The 16,768-nt window shown below is 56.9% G+C and carries 31 protein-coding genes; 17 read left to right on the forward strand and 14 right to left on the reverse strand.

Annotation, left to right across the window (positions count from 1 at the left end; genetic code table 11):
• The first annotated feature begins 43 nt into the window (after positions 1–43).
• The 3 genes from Q3Y53_RS10450 to Q3Y53_RS10460 all read left to right on the forward strand — a co-directional run bounded on the left by Q3Y53_RS10450 (position 44) and on the right by Q3Y53_RS10460 (position 930).
• Complete coding sequence (locus tag Q3Y53_RS10450; protein ID WP_303535796.1) at positions 44–226, forward strand: DUF3721 domain-containing protein; 183 nt, start codon at positions 44–46, stop codon at positions 224–226.
• Between the two features lie 3 nt (positions 227–229).
• A complete protein-coding gene (locus Q3Y53_RS10455; RefSeq protein ID WP_226399236.1) occupies positions 230–625 on the forward strand; it encodes a hypothetical protein in 396 nt (131 codons plus the stop codon).
• Between the two features lie 104 nt (positions 626–729).
• Positions 730–930: a hypothetical protein gene (locus tag Q3Y53_RS10460; RefSeq protein WP_226399237.1), complete on the forward strand. Its 201-nt coding sequence runs from the start codon at positions 730–732 to the stop codon at positions 928–930.
• A 15-nt stretch (positions 931–945) separates the two neighbouring features.
• Here Q3Y53_RS10460 and Q3Y53_RS10465 read toward each other — a convergent pair whose 3' ends face one another.
• On the reverse strand, positions 946–1,401 hold the full coding sequence (locus tag Q3Y53_RS10465) for a Fur family transcriptional regulator (RefSeq protein ID WP_226424240.1): 456 nt from the start codon (positions 1,399–1,401) through the stop codon (positions 946–948).
• 146 nt (positions 1,402–1,547) lie between these two features.
• Between Q3Y53_RS10465 and Q3Y53_RS10470 the strand changes: the two genes are divergently transcribed.
• The 3 genes from Q3Y53_RS10470 to Q3Y53_RS10480 are packed head-to-tail and all read left to right on the forward strand — an operon-like array spanning position 1,548 to position 2,786.
• The gene (locus Q3Y53_RS10470) at positions 1,548–1,814 is read left to right on the forward strand and encodes a DUF3764 family protein (protein WP_303535713.1); all 267 of its coding nucleotides are present in this window, start codon (positions 1,548–1,550) and stop codon (positions 1,812–1,814) included.
• Positions 1,814–2,047 (forward strand): TIGR02450 family Trp-rich protein, encoded by a 234-nt coding sequence (locus Q3Y53_RS10475; protein ID WP_303535717.1) that lies wholly within the window; start codon positions 1,814–1,816, stop codon positions 2,045–2,047. Before Q3Y53_RS10470 ends, Q3Y53_RS10475 begins: the two co-directional genes overlap by 1 nt.
• Positions 2,025–2,786: a metallophosphoesterase gene (locus Q3Y53_RS10480; protein WP_226424237.1), complete on the forward strand. Its 762-nt coding sequence runs from the start codon at positions 2,025–2,027 to the stop codon at positions 2,784–2,786. Before Q3Y53_RS10475 ends, Q3Y53_RS10480 begins: the two co-directional genes overlap by 23 nt.
• A 2-nt stretch (positions 2,787–2,788) precedes the next feature.
• Here the strand turns inward: Q3Y53_RS10480 and Q3Y53_RS10485 are convergent, their stop codons facing one another.
• Together Q3Y53_RS10485 and Q3Y53_RS10490 are read right to left on the reverse strand one after the other, a co-directional pair.
• A complete protein-coding gene (locus Q3Y53_RS10485; protein WP_226424236.1) occupies positions 2,789–3,040 on the reverse strand; it encodes a hypothetical protein in 252 nt (83 codons plus the stop codon).
• Positions 3,041–3,082: 42 nt separating this feature from the next.
• A complete protein-coding gene (locus Q3Y53_RS10490; RefSeq protein ID WP_226424235.1) occupies positions 3,083–3,796 on the reverse strand; it encodes a putative 2OG-Fe(II) oxygenase in 714 nt (237 codons plus the stop codon).
• Between the two features lie 40 nt (positions 3,797–3,836).
• On the opposite strand from Q3Y53_RS10490, the gene Q3Y53_RS10495 reads away from it, so the two are divergent.
• From Q3Y53_RS10495 to Q3Y53_RS10505, 3 genes are all read left to right on the forward strand, one after another.
• Positions 3,837–4,364: a hypothetical protein gene (locus Q3Y53_RS10495; RefSeq protein WP_368506444.1), complete on the forward strand. Its 528-nt coding sequence runs from the start codon at positions 3,837–3,839 to the stop codon at positions 4,362–4,364.
• A 405-nt stretch (positions 4,365–4,769) separates the two neighbouring features.
• Positions 4,770–5,771: a hypothetical protein gene (locus Q3Y53_RS10500; protein WP_303535725.1), complete on the forward strand. Its 1,002-nt coding sequence runs from the start codon at positions 4,770–4,772 to the stop codon at positions 5,769–5,771.
• A gap of 55 nt (positions 5,772–5,826) precedes the next feature.
• The gene (locus tag Q3Y53_RS10505; RefSeq protein ID WP_226424233.1) at positions 5,827–6,162 is read left to right on the forward strand and encodes a hypothetical protein; all 336 of its coding nucleotides are present in this window, start codon (positions 5,827–5,829) and stop codon (positions 6,160–6,162) included.
• On the opposite strand, the gene Q3Y53_RS10510 is transcribed toward Q3Y53_RS10505, so the two are convergent.
• The 4 genes from Q3Y53_RS10510 to Q3Y53_RS10525 all read right to left on the reverse strand — a co-directional run bounded on the left by Q3Y53_RS10510 (position 6,163) and on the right by Q3Y53_RS10525 (position 8,422).
• Entirely contained in the window at positions 6,163–6,753 is a 591-nt protein-coding gene (locus Q3Y53_RS10510) for a pyridoxamine 5'-phosphate oxidase family protein (RefSeq protein ID WP_303535729.1), read from the reverse strand. It abuts the gene before it with no gap.
• Positions 6,750–7,667, reverse strand: coding sequence for a histone deacetylase (locus tag Q3Y53_RS10515; RefSeq protein WP_303535731.1), 918 nt, complete (start codon positions 7,665–7,667; stop codon positions 6,750–6,752). Before Q3Y53_RS10515 ends, Q3Y53_RS10510 begins: the two co-directional genes overlap by 4 nt.
• Positions 7,668–7,707: 40 nt before the next feature.
• On the reverse strand, positions 7,708–7,959 hold the full coding sequence (locus Q3Y53_RS10520; RefSeq protein WP_226424230.1) for a hypothetical protein: 252 nt from the start codon (positions 7,957–7,959) through the stop codon (positions 7,708–7,710).
• Positions 7,960–8,164: 205 nt separating this feature from the next.
• Positions 8,165–8,422: a hypothetical protein gene (locus Q3Y53_RS10525; protein ID WP_303535734.1), complete on the reverse strand. Its 258-nt coding sequence runs from the start codon at positions 8,420–8,422 to the stop codon at positions 8,165–8,167.
• A gap of 138 nt (positions 8,423–8,560) precedes the next feature.
• On the opposite strand from Q3Y53_RS10525, the gene Q3Y53_RS10530 reads away from it, so the two are divergent.
• Genes Q3Y53_RS10530 through Q3Y53_RS10540 form a run of 3 tightly spaced genes read left to right on the forward strand, consistent with a single transcriptional unit; the run spans position 8,561 to position 9,567 of the window.
• Positions 8,561–8,686, forward strand: a complete 126-nt coding sequence (locus Q3Y53_RS10530; protein WP_255613475.1) for a hypothetical protein — start codon at positions 8,561–8,563, stop codon at positions 8,684–8,686.
• Positions 8,683–9,081, forward strand: a complete 399-nt coding sequence (locus tag Q3Y53_RS10535) for a hypothetical protein (RefSeq protein WP_226424228.1) — start codon at positions 8,683–8,685, stop codon at positions 9,079–9,081. The genes Q3Y53_RS10530 and Q3Y53_RS10535 overlap by 4 nt, the downstream gene beginning before the upstream one ends.
• A gap of 57 nt (positions 9,082–9,138) precedes the next feature.
• Entirely contained in the window at positions 9,139–9,567 is a 429-nt protein-coding gene (locus Q3Y53_RS10540) for a DUF427 domain-containing protein (protein ID WP_368506445.1), read from the forward strand.
• A gap of 80 nt (positions 9,568–9,647) precedes the next feature.
• On the opposite strand, the gene Q3Y53_RS10545 is transcribed toward Q3Y53_RS10540, so the two are convergent.
• Together Q3Y53_RS10545 and Q3Y53_RS10550 are read right to left on the reverse strand one after the other, a co-directional pair.
• Positions 9,648–9,806, reverse strand: coding sequence for a hypothetical protein (locus tag Q3Y53_RS10545; protein WP_226424226.1), 159 nt, complete (start codon positions 9,804–9,806; stop codon positions 9,648–9,650).
• Positions 9,807–9,960: 154 nt separating this feature from the next.
• Entirely contained in the window at positions 9,961–10,158 is a 198-nt protein-coding gene (locus Q3Y53_RS10550; RefSeq protein WP_226424225.1) for a chlorophyll a/b-binding protein, read from the reverse strand.
• 145 nt (positions 10,159–10,303) lie between these two features.
• Here Q3Y53_RS10550 and Q3Y53_RS10555 point away from each other — a divergent pair, with 145 nt between their 5' ends.
• Positions 10,304–10,534 (forward strand): hypothetical protein, encoded by a 231-nt coding sequence (locus Q3Y53_RS10555; RefSeq protein WP_303535747.1) that lies wholly within the window; start codon positions 10,304–10,306, stop codon positions 10,532–10,534.
• A gap of 659 nt (positions 10,535–11,193) precedes the next feature.
• On the opposite strand, the gene Q3Y53_RS10560 is transcribed toward Q3Y53_RS10555, so the two are convergent.
• From Q3Y53_RS10560 to Q3Y53_RS10570, 3 genes are all read right to left on the reverse strand, one after another.
• The gene (locus Q3Y53_RS10560) at positions 11,194–12,120 is read right to left on the reverse strand and encodes a pectate lyase (RefSeq protein WP_303535749.1); all 927 of its coding nucleotides are present in this window, start codon (positions 12,118–12,120) and stop codon (positions 11,194–11,196) included.
• A 362-nt stretch (positions 12,121–12,482) separates the two neighbouring features.
• On the reverse strand, positions 12,483–12,632 hold the full coding sequence (locus Q3Y53_RS10565) for a hypothetical protein (protein ID WP_303535753.1): 150 nt from the start codon (positions 12,630–12,632) through the stop codon (positions 12,483–12,485).
• Positions 12,633–12,803: 171 nt separating this feature from the next.
• Complete coding sequence (locus Q3Y53_RS10570) at positions 12,804–12,992, reverse strand: hypothetical protein (protein ID WP_303535755.1); 189 nt, start codon at positions 12,990–12,992, stop codon at positions 12,804–12,806.
• 926 nt (positions 12,993–13,918) lie between these two features.
• Between Q3Y53_RS10570 and Q3Y53_RS10575 the strand changes: the two genes are divergently transcribed.
• Positions 13,919–14,134, forward strand: coding sequence for a hypothetical protein (locus Q3Y53_RS10575; RefSeq protein WP_303535801.1), 216 nt, complete (start codon positions 13,919–13,921; stop codon positions 14,132–14,134).
• 124 nt (positions 14,135–14,258) lie between these two features.
• On the opposite strand, the gene Q3Y53_RS10580 is transcribed toward Q3Y53_RS10575, so the two are convergent.
• Positions 14,259–14,420 (reverse strand): hypothetical protein, encoded by a 162-nt coding sequence (locus Q3Y53_RS10580; protein WP_226424220.1) that lies wholly within the window; start codon positions 14,418–14,420, stop codon positions 14,259–14,261.
• Positions 14,421–14,593: 173 nt separating this feature from the next.
• Between Q3Y53_RS10580 and Q3Y53_RS10585 the strand changes: the two genes are divergently transcribed.
• Together Q3Y53_RS10585 and Q3Y53_RS10590 are read left to right on the forward strand one after the other, a co-directional pair.
• On the forward strand, positions 14,594–14,755 hold the full coding sequence (locus Q3Y53_RS10585) for a hypothetical protein (protein WP_303535759.1): 162 nt from the start codon (positions 14,594–14,596) through the stop codon (positions 14,753–14,755).
• A gap of 74 nt (positions 14,756–14,829) precedes the next feature.
• Entirely contained in the window at positions 14,830–14,991 is a 162-nt protein-coding gene (locus Q3Y53_RS10590) for a hypothetical protein (RefSeq protein ID WP_303535761.1), read from the forward strand.
• A gap of 619 nt (positions 14,992–15,610) precedes the next feature.
• On the opposite strand, the gene Q3Y53_RS10595 is transcribed toward Q3Y53_RS10590, so the two are convergent.
• Positions 15,611–15,757: a hypothetical protein gene (locus Q3Y53_RS10595; protein WP_303535764.1), complete on the reverse strand. Its 147-nt coding sequence runs from the start codon at positions 15,755–15,757 to the stop codon at positions 15,611–15,613.
• An 88-nt stretch (positions 15,758–15,845) separates the two neighbouring features.
• Here Q3Y53_RS10595 and Q3Y53_RS10600 point away from each other — a divergent pair, with 88 nt between their 5' ends.
• Positions 15,846–16,097 carry a DUF1651 domain-containing protein gene (locus Q3Y53_RS10600; RefSeq protein WP_226424446.1) on the forward strand — a complete coding sequence of 84 codons (252 nt, stop codon included), beginning with the start codon at positions 15,846–15,848 and terminating at the stop codon, positions 16,095–16,097.
• Positions 16,098–16,768: the final 671 nt, after the last annotated feature.

Raw genomic sequence — 16,768 nt, forward strand, 5'->3', positions numbered from 1 at the left:
GGCCATGCTGTTGCAACGCATTTGTTTTGCTGTGGTCGCCTTGATGCTCACGGCGACAACGGCCTTGGCCGGATCCCATGGCAAGCCCAAGCAGGCGATGTTCAAGACACAGGCTGAAGCCGAGGCGGCGGCCCCAGGCTTTGGCTGCACGGGTGCTCACCAGATGGGTGAGATGTGGATGGTCTGCGACAAGCACGGTGATTCAGACCACCACGGGGCTCACTGATCCATGACTGAAGGAGGGCACTGCGGCAGCAAGCCGAAGCGGATCGCGATCGGGGTGGCTCCCCTCGGCACCATCTCCATCGGCATCGTGCCGATGGGGGTGATCTGCATCGGCGTGGTTCCGATGGGTGTGGTTTCGATTGGTGTGGTGGCGATGGGCGTAATCAATGCCGCCATCGTCGGGATGGGATTGGTAGCTGTCGGTGTGAACACCATGGGGGTGATCACCGCCGGCCCGATGAGCATGGGGTTGATTCAGATTCGCTCCACCACCAATCCCCGCTATCTGGCCTATCCCAGTCGCGCCGAGGCAGAGGAACAGGCTCGTCAATTGGGTTGTGAGGGTGTGCATCGCATGGGCGATCGCTACTGGATGCCCTGCAACGAGCATCCTCAGTAAGCAGCCCGCGCGCTTGCTTCACAAAAGCTTCGGAAGACTTCTGTTGCTCACGCCTTTTCAGTGGCCCTGGTGGTGGCTTCAGTGTCCGAAACAGGGCGCATCTGATGTCACCATCGTCGCCACGCCAACGTCTTCAAACCCTGCTCAGTGCCCGATGGTTGGAAATGGGTGAAGTGTCGTTGATGCATCACCGCCAGGTTCAGATCTTGCTGAACACCTTGAGACGCGAAAAAGAACTGGTGTCTGTGCAGCTGATTGACCTTCTGGTGGCTGATCTCTACGACAAGGAATTTCGCGCCGAATGATTCATGTGTTGCGATCTACCCCTGACATTTGGGGCAGATCGCACGCACGTTCAGGCTCGACTCAATCAACTGAAAACCAACATGGGCGGCGGCAGTAGCTCCTGCTGCCAGCACGGGTTCACTTTCGAATTCCTCGGTGCGGCCGCAGCGGATGCACACCACATGGTGATGTTGGCGGTGATCGTCAACGGCAAGCTCGAAGCGTCGACCCCCTTCACTGAGCTCCAGCTCCTGGAGCAGACCCATGTCGGCCAGCAAGCGCAGGGTGCGATATACGGTTGCCAGAGACACCTTCATCTCAAGTGCTGCCAGCTGCTGGTGCACCTCTTCGGCACTGAGGTGGCAGCCCGACCCAATGCGTTCGAACAGCTCAAGAACCCGTTTGCGTTGCGGGGTCAGGCGGCGCCCGTCCTGATGCAGCCCCTGCTGCAGGGTGATGTCCGTGGCGGCAGGGGCGGAGGACGATGTCACAGCTTCTCCTCGCTCATTCTCAAGAGTAGGCCTTAATGAGAGTCCTGTCTCGCCCTCAGGATCAGGACCCTGGTCGGATCCCATCGGTTGCCGATGAGAGAGATGAATGTTGGTGATAGCGTCCGCCGGCGCTGTCGTTCTGGTCGATGGAAACCCACGTCCTCACCTTCACCATTACCAAGTCATTTGCTGAATGGGTCGCCACCTATGACGCATCCCTGCCGCTTCAGAAAATCGCTGGCATCACCTCCCTCTACCGGGGAGTCAGCAAGGACGACCCCACCAAGGTCTGCGCGGTGATGCAAGCCGCTCCCGGGGTGATGGAGCAATTCATCGCCGACAACACCGACACGATCGCCGCTTCAGGACATGTGATTGAAAGCACCGTGAGTCAGGTTTTCGTCGACAGCTGATGGCCTGGCGTCCTGCTCGGGCCTGGACCAGCCAAAGCCCGGTTTCCGGTTACCGCCATTTCGAGCTGATCACGCAAGGGGGAAGTGGTCCGAAGCGATGGGTCGAGTTGGCGGCTGTGCTGGCTCCGTTGCATCGCGAACGGGTTCTCTGGAGTGAGCTCAAGGATCCAACCCGCTGGAGCAGCGGCTGGCAGTCCATCCCTGAGAGCGATGAGGATTCTTCAACTCAGTGACCCACACTTGGTAGCCGCTGATCAGGGGCTGGTGCGGAGACGGCCGGCCCTTGCTCACTTTGAGCGAGCTCTTCAGGTTGGTGGCGCCATGAACCCCGATTTGGTGCTGGTGACGGGGGACCTTTGCCAGGACGAAAGCTGGGGTGGTTATGTCCGGCTGCGGCGGGCTTTGAGCCAACACGTGCGCTGCCCGGTTGCTCTGCTGCCCGGCAACCACGATCACCCGCTGCTTCTGGATGCTGTGCTGGGCAGGACGTGGGCAACAGCTCCCGCTGATTTGCTGGTGCAGGGCGTGAGAGTGCTGCTGCTGAGCAGCCATCGGGTTGGTTCAGCTGCCGGCGAGCTCGGCCCGCTTCAGCTTCGTTGGCTGGCGCAGCGCCTGCAGTGTTCTGAGCGCCGTGATCTGCCCCTGGTGGTCGCTCTTCATCATCCACCGATCGCCATCGGTGATGCCGGCATGGATGCGATCCGGCTCCTCGATCAGGCTTGTCTTGAGGAGCTGTTGCGTCCCCATCGGGCCCTGCAGGCGGTGCTCTTTGGACACATCCATCAGCATTGGCAGGGCTCCTGGGCAACGCGGCCTGACGTATTGCTGCTTGGATGCCCCTCCACGCTCAGCAGTTTCAAAGCGGTGCAGCCCTGCCCCCTGGGTCGTGCCGATGATCCTGGGGGAAGGCTGCTCGAGGTGACGCCTGAGGGAAACGTTCAACACCAGGTGCTGCGCTGGAGCAGCGTCTGAGCTCAGCCCATTCCCTTCTGCGCCTCTCGGAAGGCCTTGAGTTTGTCGATGTCCTTCTCTTCGTCGATGGAATAGTCCGTCAGGATCAAGGCCTTGCCGATGGTCCCCAGGGCGTACTCGATCCGGTCTAGATCACGGCGTCCGTCGTCATTCAGCCGTGCTGCACGAATCACCTCAGGGAGCAGTTGGTCGGCCAACTGCTCCAGTGCTGATGCGATCGCTTTGGCCTGCTGGAGCGGCTCGGAGTCACCCATGAATCCTGAACAGATGCAATCGGAAGACTCTGACAGTTCTCTTCAAAAGCCTTTGGCCGTGGGCCGCTGACTGGAGAGGGAGACGTTGCCCAGAGGTTGCTGTTGGGGGGCGGGCTGCTGCATTGCTGTTGGTGCAACACCCGGCGCTGCAACAACATTGAAGGCCAGCGACCAGCGTTCCCCATCGCCGCGGAAGGGCATCACGGAATGGGGTTGCCAGGCCGGGAACACGTAGAACTCACCGGGGACTGGCAGCACATAGTGCGCCATGCCGGTGCGGAACGACTGAATGTGCCAGTCTTCCGGACCGTGGAAGCAGAGTTGGCCATCAAAACTGTTGGCGTTGATCTGCGGTGGCACCTTCAGAAAGATCACTCCTGAAAAGCTGCCGCCATGGGTGTGGGTGGGGTTGTAGTCACCTGCGGTCTGGCAATTGAGCCAGAGATCAATCATCTGCAAGCGGTAGCGACCTGGAACCCAGGGGCCGCGACCCTGGGGAGGTTGACGGTCCATCACATGGCGGATCCAGCGATCACAGGCCGGCAGCAGGTGGTCGTTGCTGAGCTCCTGCACGCCGGGTTGATCAGGCCTTAGTTCGCGCTGCTGACGCAGCTGACCCGCCAGCTTCGACGATGCATCGGGGCTGGAATCAGGGTGGGCGAGAACGCTTTCGCTCAGCGCAGTCAGCTGCTGGAGTAGGGGATCCGGCAGGGTGCCCCGAAGGATGGAACGGGGAAACAGATCGAGAACGTCCACCACTGATTGGTCTGCTGCAGGCCATCGTGGCAGCCCCAAAGTGGGAGCACCGTTCATGCTGATCGTGATGCTGCGCCACGCCCTCCTGCTGCCTGCGCTTCTTGGAGGCTGCGTTGCAGCTGCGGCCTCTGATCTTCCTGGGCAACGGGGGCCAACGACAGCGCTGCTTCAGGGCGGGGAGCTGCAGCTCAGCACCCGCCAAACGGCCGAGCTGTTCCCAGACGGCAACCGCATTTGGAAGGTTGAATTGCATCGCGGTGCGCGCTTGCTGGCCAGCTGGCCAGCAGCCAGTGGTGTGGCCGAGCGCCAGAGCGCTGATCGCCGCTGGAGCCCCGGCAACGCAGCCCCTTTGCCCGCCGGCAGATACAGCCTGGGGCCTCCTGAGCCGTGGGGGAATGACCTCTGGTTCGACCTGACCCCTCGCTTCGAGACCACCCGCAGTGCCCTTGGAATCCACCGCTGTTATCCCGGCACGGGCTGCATCTGCATTCCCAAGCGGGCTGACATCGACGCCCTCGCTAGTTGGGTCAGGGCCTCCGAAATTCGGACTCTGAAGGTGTTGAACTGAGGGGAAGCCTTGACGTGCAGCAGTCCCAGGTTCGGTCTCAAACGGAATTTGTGAATGTCGAAAAATCGTCGTCCTCTTCCCTGCAATCACGTTCTTTTCGGCTCATGATCCTTGGGTCAAGTCGCTATGTGGCTTGAAAGTCGGGCCGAGCGATGCCCGACGGGACCTGCGATTTGGCTTCGGCTTTGGCTGGGGTCAAATCCGTTCGTTCTTAAGAAAATTAGTTGTGTATCGCTGAATACCTATTCGTCCGTCAATGTACTTTCGTGGTCGAATCGCTCCGGTGGTGCATCACCGTCGACCACACAACATTCCTTGATCACGACACGTCTGGGTGGCCTGGAGCACCGACGTTCCTCCTAGAGCTCATTACAACAGGAGCAATCGATCGGCTTGATCGGATTCATGGACGTCAGCATCTGGATGATCGTCGGCTTCCTGCTGGCGGCCTATTCCGTGGTGGCGAACGACTCGCTCCAGACCCTCGGCACCTATCTCTCCTCCAATAGGAAACGCACGCCTAAGCCCGTGCAGATGCTGTTCATCTGCACGGTGACCTGTGGAATTCTGCTGTTGGGCTGGTTCCTCAACAACGGTGATCCCACCTGGGGCCGGCTCAGTGTGCCTGGCAAGGAGTTTCCATGGCCGGAGCCCTTCACCTGGGTTTATGTGATTCCACCCCTCGCGGTTGTGGCCTTGACCCAGTGGGGAGCACCGGTGAGCACCTCGTTTCTGGTGTTGTCAACGTTCATGCCCGCCAACATCGGCATGCTGCTCAGCAGCTCTCTGACGGGGTACGGCCTCGCCTTCGGCGTCGGCCTTGCGGCCTATGGCCTGGGGTTGTGGTCGCTGGAGCGATGGGTGTTCTGCCGTTCCCAGGACGGCAAAGACCCCAACAAGCTTTGGTATGGCCTGCAGTGGTTCTCCACCGGGTTTCTCTGGTGCATGTGGCTGGTGCAGGACCTGGCCAACATTTTTGTGTTCCTGCCGCGCCAGTTGCACCTCATCCCGATGCTCATCTGCACCCTGGTGCTTTGCGTGGGCCTTTGTGTTCTGGTGGCCACCGGGGGTGGGCCGATCCAGGCCGTGCTTCGCACCAAGACCAACAGTTCCGATCTGCGCTCGGCCACGCTTATCGACTTTTTGTTCGGTCTTTGCCTTCTCTACAAGGCATTCCTCTCCAGCTTCCCCCTCAGCACAACTTGGGTGTTTTTGGGCCTGATCGGCGGTCGTGAGTTGGCCTTGCGGATCAAGCAACAAGCATCAGACGTCGTGTTCATCAACCGGGAGGCGGGCAGTCTTACCAAGGTCATCGGTTCGGATCTCTGGAAAGCCGCCGTTGGCGTTGTGGTCAGTGTGGTGATCGCCCTCGGCATTCAGCCCCTCGCTCAGCTCACCGCAGGCTGACCCCTGTGGTCAGCGCCGTGATCCATGGCTAGGGCAGAGAGGGATGAGCCCCTCCATGGCACGTTGTGTTGTCTTGTCGCTGTTACTGCCCTGGTTGATGGGCGGGTCTGCCTTCGCCAGACCTGATCCACAGCTCAGTGCCAGGCAGACCATCCTCGAGGCGAACAGCCATCTGATTGCCGATGGCTGGCGTCCCGCCCCGGAAAAAACGCCTACGCCCGAAGAGCGGCACTGGGCATCTGTTGCGCTCGAAAGCCTCTCGGCCTGCTCTGGCACAGGCGTTGGCTTCTGCCGCTTTGATTACCGCCGAGATCTGCAGCGGCTGTCGGTGGTGACGGTGCCCAGTGAACCGGGCCGGCCCTCCGTTGGTCGTGTGGAGCGCTGGTGGTGATCAGGGGTTCAGCGGCTGCTCCCGCCAGAGCGTGTCCGCGCGCCAAAGCGTGCGTTGATGGGGGTGTGGGCCGAGGTTAAGCCGCTCGACAGTGTCCACGTGGAGCCTCAGCACCACGAAATGCTTCGGCAGCGGTGCAGTCTCAGCGAGTTGTTCGGGGAACTCCCCCGTGGGGTCCAGCGGATCTGCCGGGGTGGGCCACCCCCAGACAGCCCGTCCCGTATCGGAGAGCTTTTGCCAACGCTGCTGGCAAAGCTCAGGTTGCTCGGAGGTGGTGATCAGCTCCACCTTCCCCCGTAGCCGGTACTGCTGGCGGGCTTTGGGGAACAACCAGCACAGTTCAGAAGCTCCATCGTTGGTGAGTTCCTTTACCTTCTCGCTGCGCTGATCGCTGAACAGTTCGAGCTGTTTGGCCCCCGCCCAGCCGCGGAACACCAGGGTCCGCACCCGGGGAGCACCATCGCGTCCTGTTGTGGCCACTTGCACCCAGCGGGCGGCAATGGAGCGTCCCTCCCGCTGCATGGCCGCGCGCAGCAGAGGTCTCCAGGGGGGCATGGCCTCAGTGATGGCTTCAGAGATTCCCTCAGTCATGGAAGGTCGAACAAGCGAGCCTGCTCGGCGGCAGCACGCACCACGATGGCGTGACGCTGCACCAGGGGCGTGAGGGCGTCATAGCCGCCGCCGATTACCGTCGCGGTTGGAATCCTGCGGCGCAGACAGGCATCGAGCACGAGCCGATCTCGCATGTTCAATCCCGCATCGCTGAGGGAGAGTCGGCCGAGCCGATCATCGCGATGGGGATCGACGCCTGCGTTGAAGAGCACCAAATCCGGCACGATGGTGTCCAGGGCATCGGGCAACCGGTCGGCAATGGCGGCGAGATAGTCGTCATCGCTGGTGCCATCGGCGAGAGGGACGTCGAGATCCCCTTGCACTTTGCGCAAGGGGAAATTGCTGGCGGCGTGCACAGAAAGAGTGGTCACCCTGGGGTCGTGTTGAAAGCAGGCTGCTGAACCATCCCCTTGGTGCACATCGAGATCCACGATCAGAATTCGCCGCACCTCTTCTGTTCCCAGCAACACCCGTGCGGCGACAGCACAGTCGTTGAAGATGCAGAAGCCGCTCCCGAAGCCGGGGTGGGCATGGTGGGTGCCACCCGCCAGATGGCAGGCCAAGCCCCGCTCGAGAGCTAGCCGTGCCGTCAATAGGGTGCCGCCCACGGCGAGCCAGGTGCGCTGCACCAAAGGGCGCGTGGCCGGAAGCCCGATGCGACGTTGCTCTGGACGGGTCAGGCGATCACGGCTGAAGGCCTCGTGATACGTGCGGGGATGAATGCTTTCCAGATCCTTGCGCGCGATGCTCAAGGGCCGATGCACCTGGTCGGCCTGCACCACTCCCTGTTCAAGCAGTAGTTGATGCAGCAGCCGAAACTTCGCCATCGGAAAGCGATGGGTGCTCGGCAGCGGCGCGGAGTAGTGCGGGTGGTAAACGACCGGAAGCGGCAAGGGGCTGTCTCACCCGGGATGGCTCCGCCCCATTCAAGGGTCAGGCAGGCTGTTGGTGCAGCAACCAGTCGTTGAAGCCACTGGTGTTCAGTTCGCTGATGCAGCTCTGCAGTTTGCGCAGATGGCCCTGCTTGATCTGGGTGAGCCGCTGCCCTTCCTGGGTTGTTGGCCCGACGCGGATACGCTGCTGATTGAGCAGATCCATTTCGCGATCCAGATGCTCCATCAGGTTGAGCAGGGCGTAGCCCTGCTTGATTTCCTGCGCGTTGAGCTGCCTTGCGAAGTAACCCATCCGCCAGCCCTTAATGGTTGCTTAATTATCTCATCATGAGGCTTGCTGGTCTCGTTTGGGCCTTTGGGCCGCGTGTGAGGGGTGTCTTGTTCCCCAAATGAAGTGTGGTGGCAGCAACCTTGTGAAGCATGACCAGGTTGTGGCGAGGGCATGTCCAGGCGTAACTCGCGTGTTCAAGGAATCGCTGAGGCAGAACAACTTGGCGTCAGTTCGGAACAAGATGGTCGATTGAGACGCAACGGGCCCAGCCGGCTGCTGGCAGCTCGGGGTTCTCACGATCGACAATTTTGTAGATCAGCTTGAACTGGCAGAAGCCAGCGGCGTCTTTCATTGCTGGAACGTGAACACGGACCTCCGGCAGCGGTAGAAGAAACTCCGGCTTGGCTTGGGGCTTGGAATAAAACGCCGTGCCTGGCTTCACGGTGAACACAGCTGCTTGTCCCGCTGGGACCAGCGTGCCCAAGAGCAATCCAGCCGTCAGGAATCGGCGCATTTGGCTCGTGGGTTGTTCTCGAGAAATTAAGAAGCGACCTTTCTGTCGTCAATGCAGGCTGCTTGCTCAGCACGAACTGGGTAGGGTCCGCTGGACGGGTGGATAGGCATGGGCGATTACACAACAGCGATCTGGGTCACCATCGGTCTGACGGTCATCCTCACAGTTCCTGTCGTTTGGCAATTTTTGCAACCCAACGACGATGATTTCGGTGACCTCACCCGTAGAAAGTGAGCCAACACGACGCCGTCACCATTCGTTGCTGGCAATTGACGGGTGAAACAGCACTCGAGGACATGGTTCTCGGTGTCGATGAACGTGCTGTCCGTGATGGGATCAATGTGCTGTCGTCCGACGATTTTGATGCCTGTTTGGCCATCGTGGTCTGTCGCATGGGGCCCAATTTCTATGCCCATCTGTCGCAGGTGGCGGGGCATTACAAGGGAGATGCCAGTGGGATCTGGGACCGCAGTCGCGGCTCCGGTGCTCCCGAGGGAACGGCCTATGAGATCAAACCGGTCACTCGCATTCATCGTGTTCCTGAGGCGTTGATCGGCCCCGACTCCCCCGAGGGAATTGCTGTGTCCCATCGGGTTGCCGTCATGCACTATCTGCTCGATATGGGTTAGGCCATGCAACCCGTTGAAAATGTTTCGAACTATCCCCGTCCTCCCCTGATTGAGCTGGTGTCCGGTTCTGTCGAGATCTGGATTGCAGGACAGGCAATCGCCCAGGATCAGCGCTACGTGCGGGTGTGTGAAACCTTTCACCCGCCCACGATTTATCTGCACCCTTCAGCATTTCGCCCCGGCACGCTCCACCCCTCAACGGGACGGCCTTCGTTCTGTGAATGGAAAGGAGTGGCGTCCTATTGGGATGTGAGTGCTGTTGATGGCACCGATCGCCGTATTCGCGCGGGGTGGAGTTACTCCAATCCAACGCAAGCCTTTTCTCTCTTGGCAGGGTGGATCAGCGTTTATCCCCGCCGCGTTGATACCTGCATGTTGGAAGAAGAGATGGTTCTGGCGCAGCCAGGCGAGTTTTATGGCGGCTGGATCAGCCCATGGATCCAAGGTCCCTTCAAGGGGGATCCCAACCATCCCGAGTTGATTTGAGGTTGTTGGAGTGAGTTGAAACAATCCAACTCACGAATCAGAGGTTTATGTCTTCGTCTTCTGCAGGGTTGAGTGGCCCGTCAGTTCTTGAGACGGTGGTAGGGAGCTGCTGAGGACTCCAGCTTGGCGTGGGCCTTGTCGGCCTTCCTCAGAATCTTTTGCGCTTCTTCGCGGGTCTGGCACTCCTCAGCTGCGAGCTGGAGGGACTCGAGACGTGAATGGGCGGTGCTTGTCTTCATCGCTTCATAACCAATTCATAACCTTTTATCGCAAAACGCCTGGAACATCAAGCGTTTTGGCCGAAAAAGATGTTCGTAAGAGCCTCGGTCAAGGGATGGGTGAGTGCAGGCTTGCAACTGCAGTCCCAGAGCATCCCCTCAGCAGTTGACCGGTTCAGTTGCAGCCGAACACGCCAAAGGTGATCTGACTGACGATCCCGTGTCCTGTCAGGGCTTCCGTCAGCAGGCCCACCACAAAGCCGATCATTGCGGTGCGGCCATTGAGGAGCTCTGCTTTCGCGAAACGCTCACTGCGGATTTGAGCTGCTGCAGCGCTTTGGAACCAGTCGTCATTGGGAGTTGAAGTAGCCATCTTTCGTTGAAATCTTTCGAAATGTTAAGCCTTGCGTAACGGTTTGTAAATGGAGTCGAGGTTCGGCTCCCTAAGAAGCGTCACCAACTACGGCCAAGCAGCTCGGTCCGGTGGCAGACCGGAGGTAGGTGCATTCGCCCCAGTCATGTCAACGTCACGAAACCGAGCTCACGAGCGCTTCTCCTCCCGTCGAATCGACCAGGAGCTTCAGGGAGCCCAAGACGCCTTGATTGCCTTTGATGGATACGGCACCAACGGGCCGATGCTGCATGCCTCGGTATTGCAGCGACCAGCTGGTCGACGTTCAGGCACCTGGTTCGACAGGCTGTTTGCGCAGTTCCATCAACTCTTGGCTGGGTTCAGCCACCGGGGTTGAGTAAAGAGGTTTGGCGAACACCGCGTTCTCGAGCCCTTCGTTGAAGGGATCCGATGGCCAAGTGGTGAAGTTCCTCTGGATTCAATGGACGCACTGCAGACATCAGTGCGTCATCAGTCCAATAGTCGGGGCTGTCGAGAACTCCCAAGCGCAATGGGCAGGATGGGCCAGAAATCATGGCTTCTCCCTTAAGGATGTCTTCATCATGAAGCATCGCAATTCCGAGGTTTTTTGACCTCTTGCTCCAGATTTAGTGTCTCCTCAGAAGCAGGCTTCTATTGGCTAAAGCAGTGCTGCTTGCCTGAACTGGCTTCTTTACGCATGTTCACCAGAGTCTTAAGTGAGTGTTGACGTCCACTACATGTGGTGTCTGCTGGGTATTATTTTTTTATTGCATCAAAGATTGGTGCAGATCGCCGGGTGATGGGGATTGCCTTGGCTATGTAGACCGCCCCAAGCATGGGGCGGTTTTTTGTCTGCACCGAACGATTTATACCCTTGGTGTCTTGTGGATCAAGCCCGCTGCGGTTGGATTAGGTCAGCTGTGCATCTGCACCTGTAACCCTTGCCTTGGTGAGGGCTAAGACGGAGGTAGAGCGAATTGCTTACAACAACACTGCGGTGATCAGGGCTGATCAGGAAGTGCAATGAGCATTTGTTCAGTGGGTTGGGTTTGGTTGTGAGTCACTAAGAAGGATGTAGGTTCTCAATAAATTCAGACCAGCGGCCAGGTATAGAAGAAACTCTGCCCACTCCTGATCGATATTAATCACCACTTCTGTTCCCGATTCTGTCGCCACAAAATAAGACAGAAATGCGGCGCAGAAGAAGAGAGGCCAGAAGTATCTCGGTATGAAGAAGTTGCTGTTGGCAATCCGATTTCCATTAAGAGGGTTTGTGCGTATCCATCGGATTGAAGGTCGCCACAGGACGAGCACCAAAAGTACGATTGAGACCAAGAAAAGATTGAGGTCGAGGTGGCTCTGGAAGAACTCAAGGTTATGGAGCGTTGTCTGGTTTTGGGCGTTTACCGCAGCGATGTTTTCAGGTGTTTTCCAGCCGAATAGGATTTGCCCCCAGGCAATCTCCTCGAGGCCAACAAACAGCATGGTCAAAGAAATGATCGCGTAAACCACTGAAGGCAGGCGCATGGACAAGCGCTTGCGTAGATCTTTGGAGATGAGCCACGATATCCAGGCGGATGTGAAAAGAATTAGGGCTTGCAAATACTCCAGAATTCCTCCTTCGCCAAGCAGACGCTTGTAGCGATAAATGTCCTGAACAGAAAGTTTTAGTAAAACAACAAGGCCCATGATGAATGAGGCGAGGGCAAGCATCAGAAAGGATCGTTGAGCTCGTGCTGAAGGACTCTTTTCTGCCAGCAGTGTTGTTATGAATGCTGAGTTTCGAAAAATTTTTCCTGCTGCAACCAAAATCAAGCCAGCGGTACCCAGTTGCAACTCAGGCCAAGGGGAAGCATCCGCCCAAAAAGCGCTGATGAATTTATAAAGAGAGACGCCGAGAACAACGACTCCAAACCACACAAAGACCTGGCCGCAGATGCGCTGCACCGTCTCCTGCCTCATCAAGCTCTCTGATCGGCTCTTTCCTGAGGACGGGTGACCCTCAAAGCCATGCGTTAGGGGGTGATTCACGAAGCAGCCTTCTCGTTAAGAGGAGGTTATGACGCGATCTCTTTGATTGGTGCAGGAAGCATGAGGATTCTTATCTGGTCAAGCAGACACCTCAGGGCAACGACCTGGTCGGACCAGGTAGATCCCTCTTGAAGGGTGGGAACTTAACCGGCCATCCTCGCTTGCCGAATCGATTCAAAATCGATTCCCATCACCTTGGTCAGATAAAAGTATCCGCCCCAAGCGACAACGTTGAGGCCTAGGGCCCAGAGATAGAGCGTTCGTCTGGCTTGGGTTGAGTCTTCGCTCATCGGTTATTTCCGGTTCAACAAACACCAGGCACCATAGAAGGCCAGGCCGAGCAGGATCCATGGAAAGATTGCGCGCAGCAGTGTTAATCCAATCAGAACAACCACAAGTGTGATTGCAGATCGTTTCGCCATGGTTTTGCTGCTGTCAGTCATGTACTGCCAGCGGGGAATCAAGGCCATAACAACAACGATGCTGAACAGCGTTCTAGGGGACTTGGCTGAGATTGCCAACCTCCATCCCAAAGCGGTTTATTCGCCATTTGATGTGTTGGTTTGACGCTTGCCAAGGCGCTATCTTTGCCCTTGATTGATTGGTTTGTGGCTTCAGCAATCGTATTCCAGATGAGACTTCTGCTCACGCTTGCCAAAATTGGCCTCTTTCATCTGTGATTCGTCGTAAGCCCAGTTGCTGTAGATCCTTGATTCTGGAAAGCTCCTTTTAAGACGAAGAGCAGTGATGCGCTGGCCAAGTAGATCGAACGACCATTTTGCTGCTGAAAGAACCTTGCCCATGACGCCTCTTTTCAACTCTTCCCATGTGATAGCCCATGGATGTCAATTGAACATTGGTGCATATGCTCATTGAGGCTGGGTTTGATTCAAGACTCCTCGACTGAATCATTGGTGTTTTGTTTCATGGCCTGTTGGCGTCGTCGTTGTACTTCACAGTTCCGGCACTCCTGTTGATCCAATCCAAAGAAATTTAGAGGTTTGATGTAACCGCAGCATCTGCATTGACGTCCTTGTGCAGGGGGAGCATCAAAAGCCATGGTGGTCACTCCTTGGTGTTGCTCGGGGTTTGCTTGATCCGATCAGATAAAGCCTGAGGGGACCCTAGTCGCCCCTGCTTGATGCACTGGGGGCAACCGTTTCTCAGGCTTGAGTGCATGTGACCGCAGTTCGCACAACAGATCAGTGCCATGGCTTTCGTTGCTGATGCACCACGCTGATTGTTCAGATCGCATCAGGCATCGGTGTTTGTCCCTAGTGATCCCCTCGTGCTAGCGATGATCAGGATTGATCAAAGATCTTTTGCAGTGCGGTTCTCTTGGTCTGGAGTGAATTGGCCCTCATGGGCTTGCCAAGCGGTCTTGGCTGCCGAGGTCGATTCAAAAAAACCTTGCTGAGCCACCAGATCTGGAGCCCGACAAATGCGAGGGCGAGTAGTGCGAGTTCAGTTGCCCCTTGCATTAGTAGTGCTTGCCGCGGTTTTCGATCGCATCTGTTTTAAAGCACTCCAACTCTTCAGGGGTGTTCAATGGGGGTTTCTCCCGTTTGCCAGCCCATTTCAAAAGGAGTTGCAGCAGTCGTTTCATCCTTCAATTTTGCGCCATCACAGCCTTGTCCCATCAGGTCATGACAACCTTGATTTTATTCGGTTCAGAATTATTTAACGCTATTGGCTTTAGGCTCACTCTAAGAAAAACAGTTTGTTGCTGATGACCTTTAAAGAGCTTGTGGCCAGTTTCAATCAAAAAGAAACGACCTGGGAAGATCTTTGTCTTGAAATCAGGTGTGAGAGCTGTTTTGCCTCGGTTTTTGATGAAATTAACGAGCAAATGGGCTCTGCTAGCGATCTGCTTGCCCAGCTGGCCGATGAATTTCCCAATCATTACAAGAGTTATGCCAAGGAGAGAGGCCTCGATCAGCCTTGACGAAGAGGTGTGAGAGAGGCAGTAGGTCGTGACACCACCCACCAAATCAAGCAACCACGCCCGAAGAGGTCTCCCTCTCACATCCCAACCATAGATCTGGCTCGAGCTTCGGTCAGCCCCGTCTTCAGTGAGAGTCTGCCAAGTTCGCTTTTGCTGCCTTCAGGGCTTCTTCGCAAGCCGCTCGGTCTTCGTTGTCGATGTCACCCTGACTGCCGTTCAACCGTGCCTCCAGGAACGCGATCTCATCAATCCAATAGGTCTTGTCTTTGCCTTGTTGATCAGTCACGCGTCGGGAAAGGATCCAGTCCATCGCATCCTTCATAGAGGAAAGCTGCCCTAGCGGCTGGACCCCCTGTTTGGTTTGGTCATGATTTTGGGCTGGAGCGCTGAGAGGACGCAGACTGGGTTGATCTGAACGAGGAGCACTTCGCCATCGACGATTTGTTTCCAGTCACCCCCATGACCGCCCTGGTCATCGATGCCGACGGGCGTTTGACCTACATGGGGGAGGACGGGTGCCGTCGTCAGATTGTTGGTGATCTTGAGCTCCTGGACCGTCTGCGTCAGCTGCAAGCGAAGGACTGGGCTGATCGTGATGGCGATGGCGGTTTGCAGTCGTAGGTGGTCTCGACAGATCTCCCAAGATCAGCGCAAGGCTTCATCTTCCTTTGGTCCTGAATTGAGTCTTTTGACCGATGGTCTGTTTTGCTCTCTTTCCTTATTACGAGGCAAGCCATCTTGAAGTCATGGACACAATGTTTTTCGTTGGCGTGAACGCGGGCCTGCTGATTCTGCTGATTTTTGGTCTCGTTTCAGCCCAAGCCAAGATCAAGGCTGGCCGTAAAGAGATCATCTGAGTCACGCGTTGCTCCAGGTGACTCGTTATTGATCAGCACGCACTGCTGGCCAGAGCAACAAAAAATCGCCCTTTGTGGGATGGCTTAAAGACCAGCTGAGGGACCGGTTTCTGATTGGTCGAGGAGCAAGCCTTGAGAGTCAGGGCTCTAATGCCATTCCGGTGGATAGAGCCGTGTCCTAGTTGCGCTTAGGCCAGAGGAGTCCTCAACGGGCTGCTTCCTGGTCGCAGACTCTGTAGTACTCATCGCCTTGTGGAGCTGTGGTGAGTTTGGTGGCTCTCATGTCATTTATCCCTGCTAACTCAATCAATATGAAGCAGGGCGTGGCCTGACTGAGTCATACCTAACGATCGCGCCTGGCTGAAGTAACGCTTTCTTAGGCCGTTGCTTTGACAACGAAAGTCATGACGAGGACTGCAATCGCGACGGTGCCGCTGAAGTAGGCAACGTTCGTGTGGAGTCCTTTCATGCAGCTTGTGTGGGTCGGATCATTCTGCAGGTTTTTCTCTGGCCAATGGCTAAGGCTTAATGCCTAAATCTCCGCGAAAGAGAAGGGTCGCCTGTCCTGATGGGGAGACGACCTGCCCCGAGAGGTTGCATCAGTAGTAATTGAGGAGATTCACTTCTCCACCGCCAGTAAAGCGGGGCGATGCTCCACTGTGGAGAGGAACTTTGGTCCGAGGACCCAGCGAGAGAACTCAACAACGAGATCTCGGAACTTCAAGCCCGAGTCGCCTTCCCCCACCATTGGAGCAGCGGAGAGCATGAGCAGCACATCGAAAAGCTCCGTCAGCTCACCTACGAAAAAAGCCGTCTGACCGACCGATCAGGCGCCCCTTCTATGGAGTGAACTCATCACTGAAGAACTCTCCTACAAGTCTGTTGGTGCCTGGCTTGCCAATGAGTCACAGCAGCTTTACTACCAATTCACCGCTCATCAGGATGGCTCTCAAGGCGAGTCGATCGTCATGCGCAGCTTCCATTGGCGACCACCTGACGACCCGATCCCTCAGGGGAGTCAACTGATGACACGACAGGAGGCGCTGGAGAAATGGAATGCACTCAAGTCAATGGGTTGGAGGAGATGCGCCGGTCCACTGCGATAGGGCAGTTAACGAGTTAGCCCAGTCCGTATCAGCAGTTGGCAACTGGAGCAAAACCAGCGTTAGTCCAGAGTGCTGTCATGAAACAGCCGAACACTCAGCGACTCCGGGCTCTCCGGCTGTCTGCACTCGCGAGGGACAACAAGGTTGTCAATGCCATTCGCACCTCGATCACTCGGGCCCCTGATGCTCTGGTTAAAGAGTTGATGGATGTTCATGGATGGCCCGCGCATGAAGCAATCTGCGCAGTTCAGCAGCTTCAGCAAGATGTCCTCAATGACACGGCTGAACATGCAACGGCGTGAAAGAAATCGTTGGCTACGGCCAAGATTGGGTTGGGTGATTGGAGTCCGTGGTTAGCGCTTGTCCTCGTTTGAAGTGAGGGCTCACTGGCATGTGATGCACTCCAGTTTCGTATGCCTACGTTGCGACCGTCGTCCTTTTGAGGGACATGGGATTTGAAGGCGTAGACAAGACAGACCGTTTCATCATTGCCGCGAGGAGACGTGCCGAAGCTGCATTGCATGAGACATCTCCAGCGAGGTGAACGCCCCTGCGAGAACAGCAAGGCGTTGTAAAGAACTGCCGATCTGCTCGCAAAGAGGAAGGCCGCCCCTCCCGATGGAGAGACGGCCTAGCTCGCTCGTTTATGCATTGCAGTCGACCTAATCAGT

Source organism: Synechococcus sp. YX-04-1, assembly GCF_030546365.1.
GTDB lineage: Bacteria > Cyanobacteriota > Cyanobacteriia > PCC-6307 > Cyanobiaceae > Parasynechococcus.

Coding starts and splice junctions, on each gene's coding strand:
- Q3Y53_RS10485 (WP_226424236.1), bottom strand. CDS start 3,040: ATGGGTGACTCCGAGCCGCTCCAGCAGGCCAAAGCGATCGCATCAGCA.
- Q3Y53_RS10590 (WP_303535761.1), top strand. CDS start 14,830: ATGGTCTGTTTTGCTCTCTTTCCTTATTACGAGGCAAGCCATCTTGAA.
- Q3Y53_RS10475 (WP_303535717.1), top strand. CDS start 1,814: ATGGCCTGGCGTCCTGCTCGGGCCTGGACCAGCCAAAGCCCGGTTTCC.
- Q3Y53_RS10575 (WP_303535801.1), top strand. CDS start 13,919: ATGACCTTTAAAGAGCTTGTGGCCAGTTTCAATCAAAAAGAAACGACC.
- Q3Y53_RS10555 (WP_303535747.1), top strand. CDS start 10,304: ATGTCAACGTCACGAAACCGAGCTCACGAGCGCTTCTCCTCCCGTCGA.
- Q3Y53_RS10510 (WP_303535729.1), bottom strand. CDS start 6,753: ATGACTGAGGGAATCTCTGAAGCCATCACTGAGGCCATGCCCCCCTGG.
- Q3Y53_RS10560 (WP_303535749.1), bottom strand. CDS start 12,120: ATGAGGCAGGAGACGGTGCAGCGCATCTGCGGCCAGGTCTTTGTGTGG.
- Q3Y53_RS10450 (WP_303535796.1), top strand. CDS start 44: ATGCTCACGGCGACAACGGCCTTGGCCGGATCCCATGGCAAGCCCAAG.
- Q3Y53_RS10570 (WP_303535755.1), bottom strand. CDS start 12,992: ATGGGCAAGGTTCTTTCAGCAGCAAAATGGTCGTTCGATCTACTTGGC.
- Q3Y53_RS10505 (WP_226424233.1), top strand. CDS start 5,827: ATGGCACGTTGTGTTGTCTTGTCGCTGTTACTGCCCTGGTTGATGGGC.
- Q3Y53_RS10455 (WP_226399236.1), top strand. CDS start 230: ATGACTGAAGGAGGGCACTGCGGCAGCAAGCCGAAGCGGATCGCGATC.
- Q3Y53_RS10500 (WP_303535725.1), top strand. CDS start 4,770: ATGGACGTCAGCATCTGGATGATCGTCGGCTTCCTGCTGGCGGCCTAT.
- Q3Y53_RS10480 (WP_226424237.1), top strand. CDS start 2,025: ATGAGGATTCTTCAACTCAGTGACCCACACTTGGTAGCCGCTGATCAG.
- Q3Y53_RS10595 (WP_303535764.1), bottom strand. CDS start 15,757: ATGCTCTCCGCTGCTCCAATGGTGGGGGAAGGCGACTCGGGCTTGAAG.
- Q3Y53_RS10585 (WP_303535759.1), top strand. CDS start 14,594: ATGACCGCCCTGGTCATCGATGCCGACGGGCGTTTGACCTACATGGGG.
- Q3Y53_RS10565 (WP_303535753.1), bottom strand. CDS start 12,632: ATGACTGACAGCAGCAAAACCATGGCGAAACGATCTGCAATCACACTT.
- Q3Y53_RS10460 (WP_226399237.1), top strand. CDS start 730: ATGTCACCATCGTCGCCACGCCAACGTCTTCAAACCCTGCTCAGTGCC.
- Q3Y53_RS10530 (WP_255613475.1), top strand. CDS start 8,561: ATGGGCGATTACACAACAGCGATCTGGGTCACCATCGGTCTGACGGTC.
- Q3Y53_RS10470 (WP_303535713.1), top strand. CDS start 1,548: ATGGAAACCCACGTCCTCACCTTCACCATTACCAAGTCATTTGCTGAA.
- Q3Y53_RS10520 (WP_226424230.1), bottom strand. CDS start 7,959: ATGGGTTACTTCGCAAGGCAGCTCAACGCGCAGGAAATCAAGCAGGGC.
- Q3Y53_RS10545 (WP_226424226.1), bottom strand. CDS start 9,806: ATGAAGACAAGCACCGCCCATTCACGTCTCGAGTCCCTCCAGCTCGCA.
- Q3Y53_RS10550 (WP_226424225.1), bottom strand. CDS start 10,158: ATGGCTACTTCAACTCCCAATGACGACTGGTTCCAAAGCGCTGCAGCA.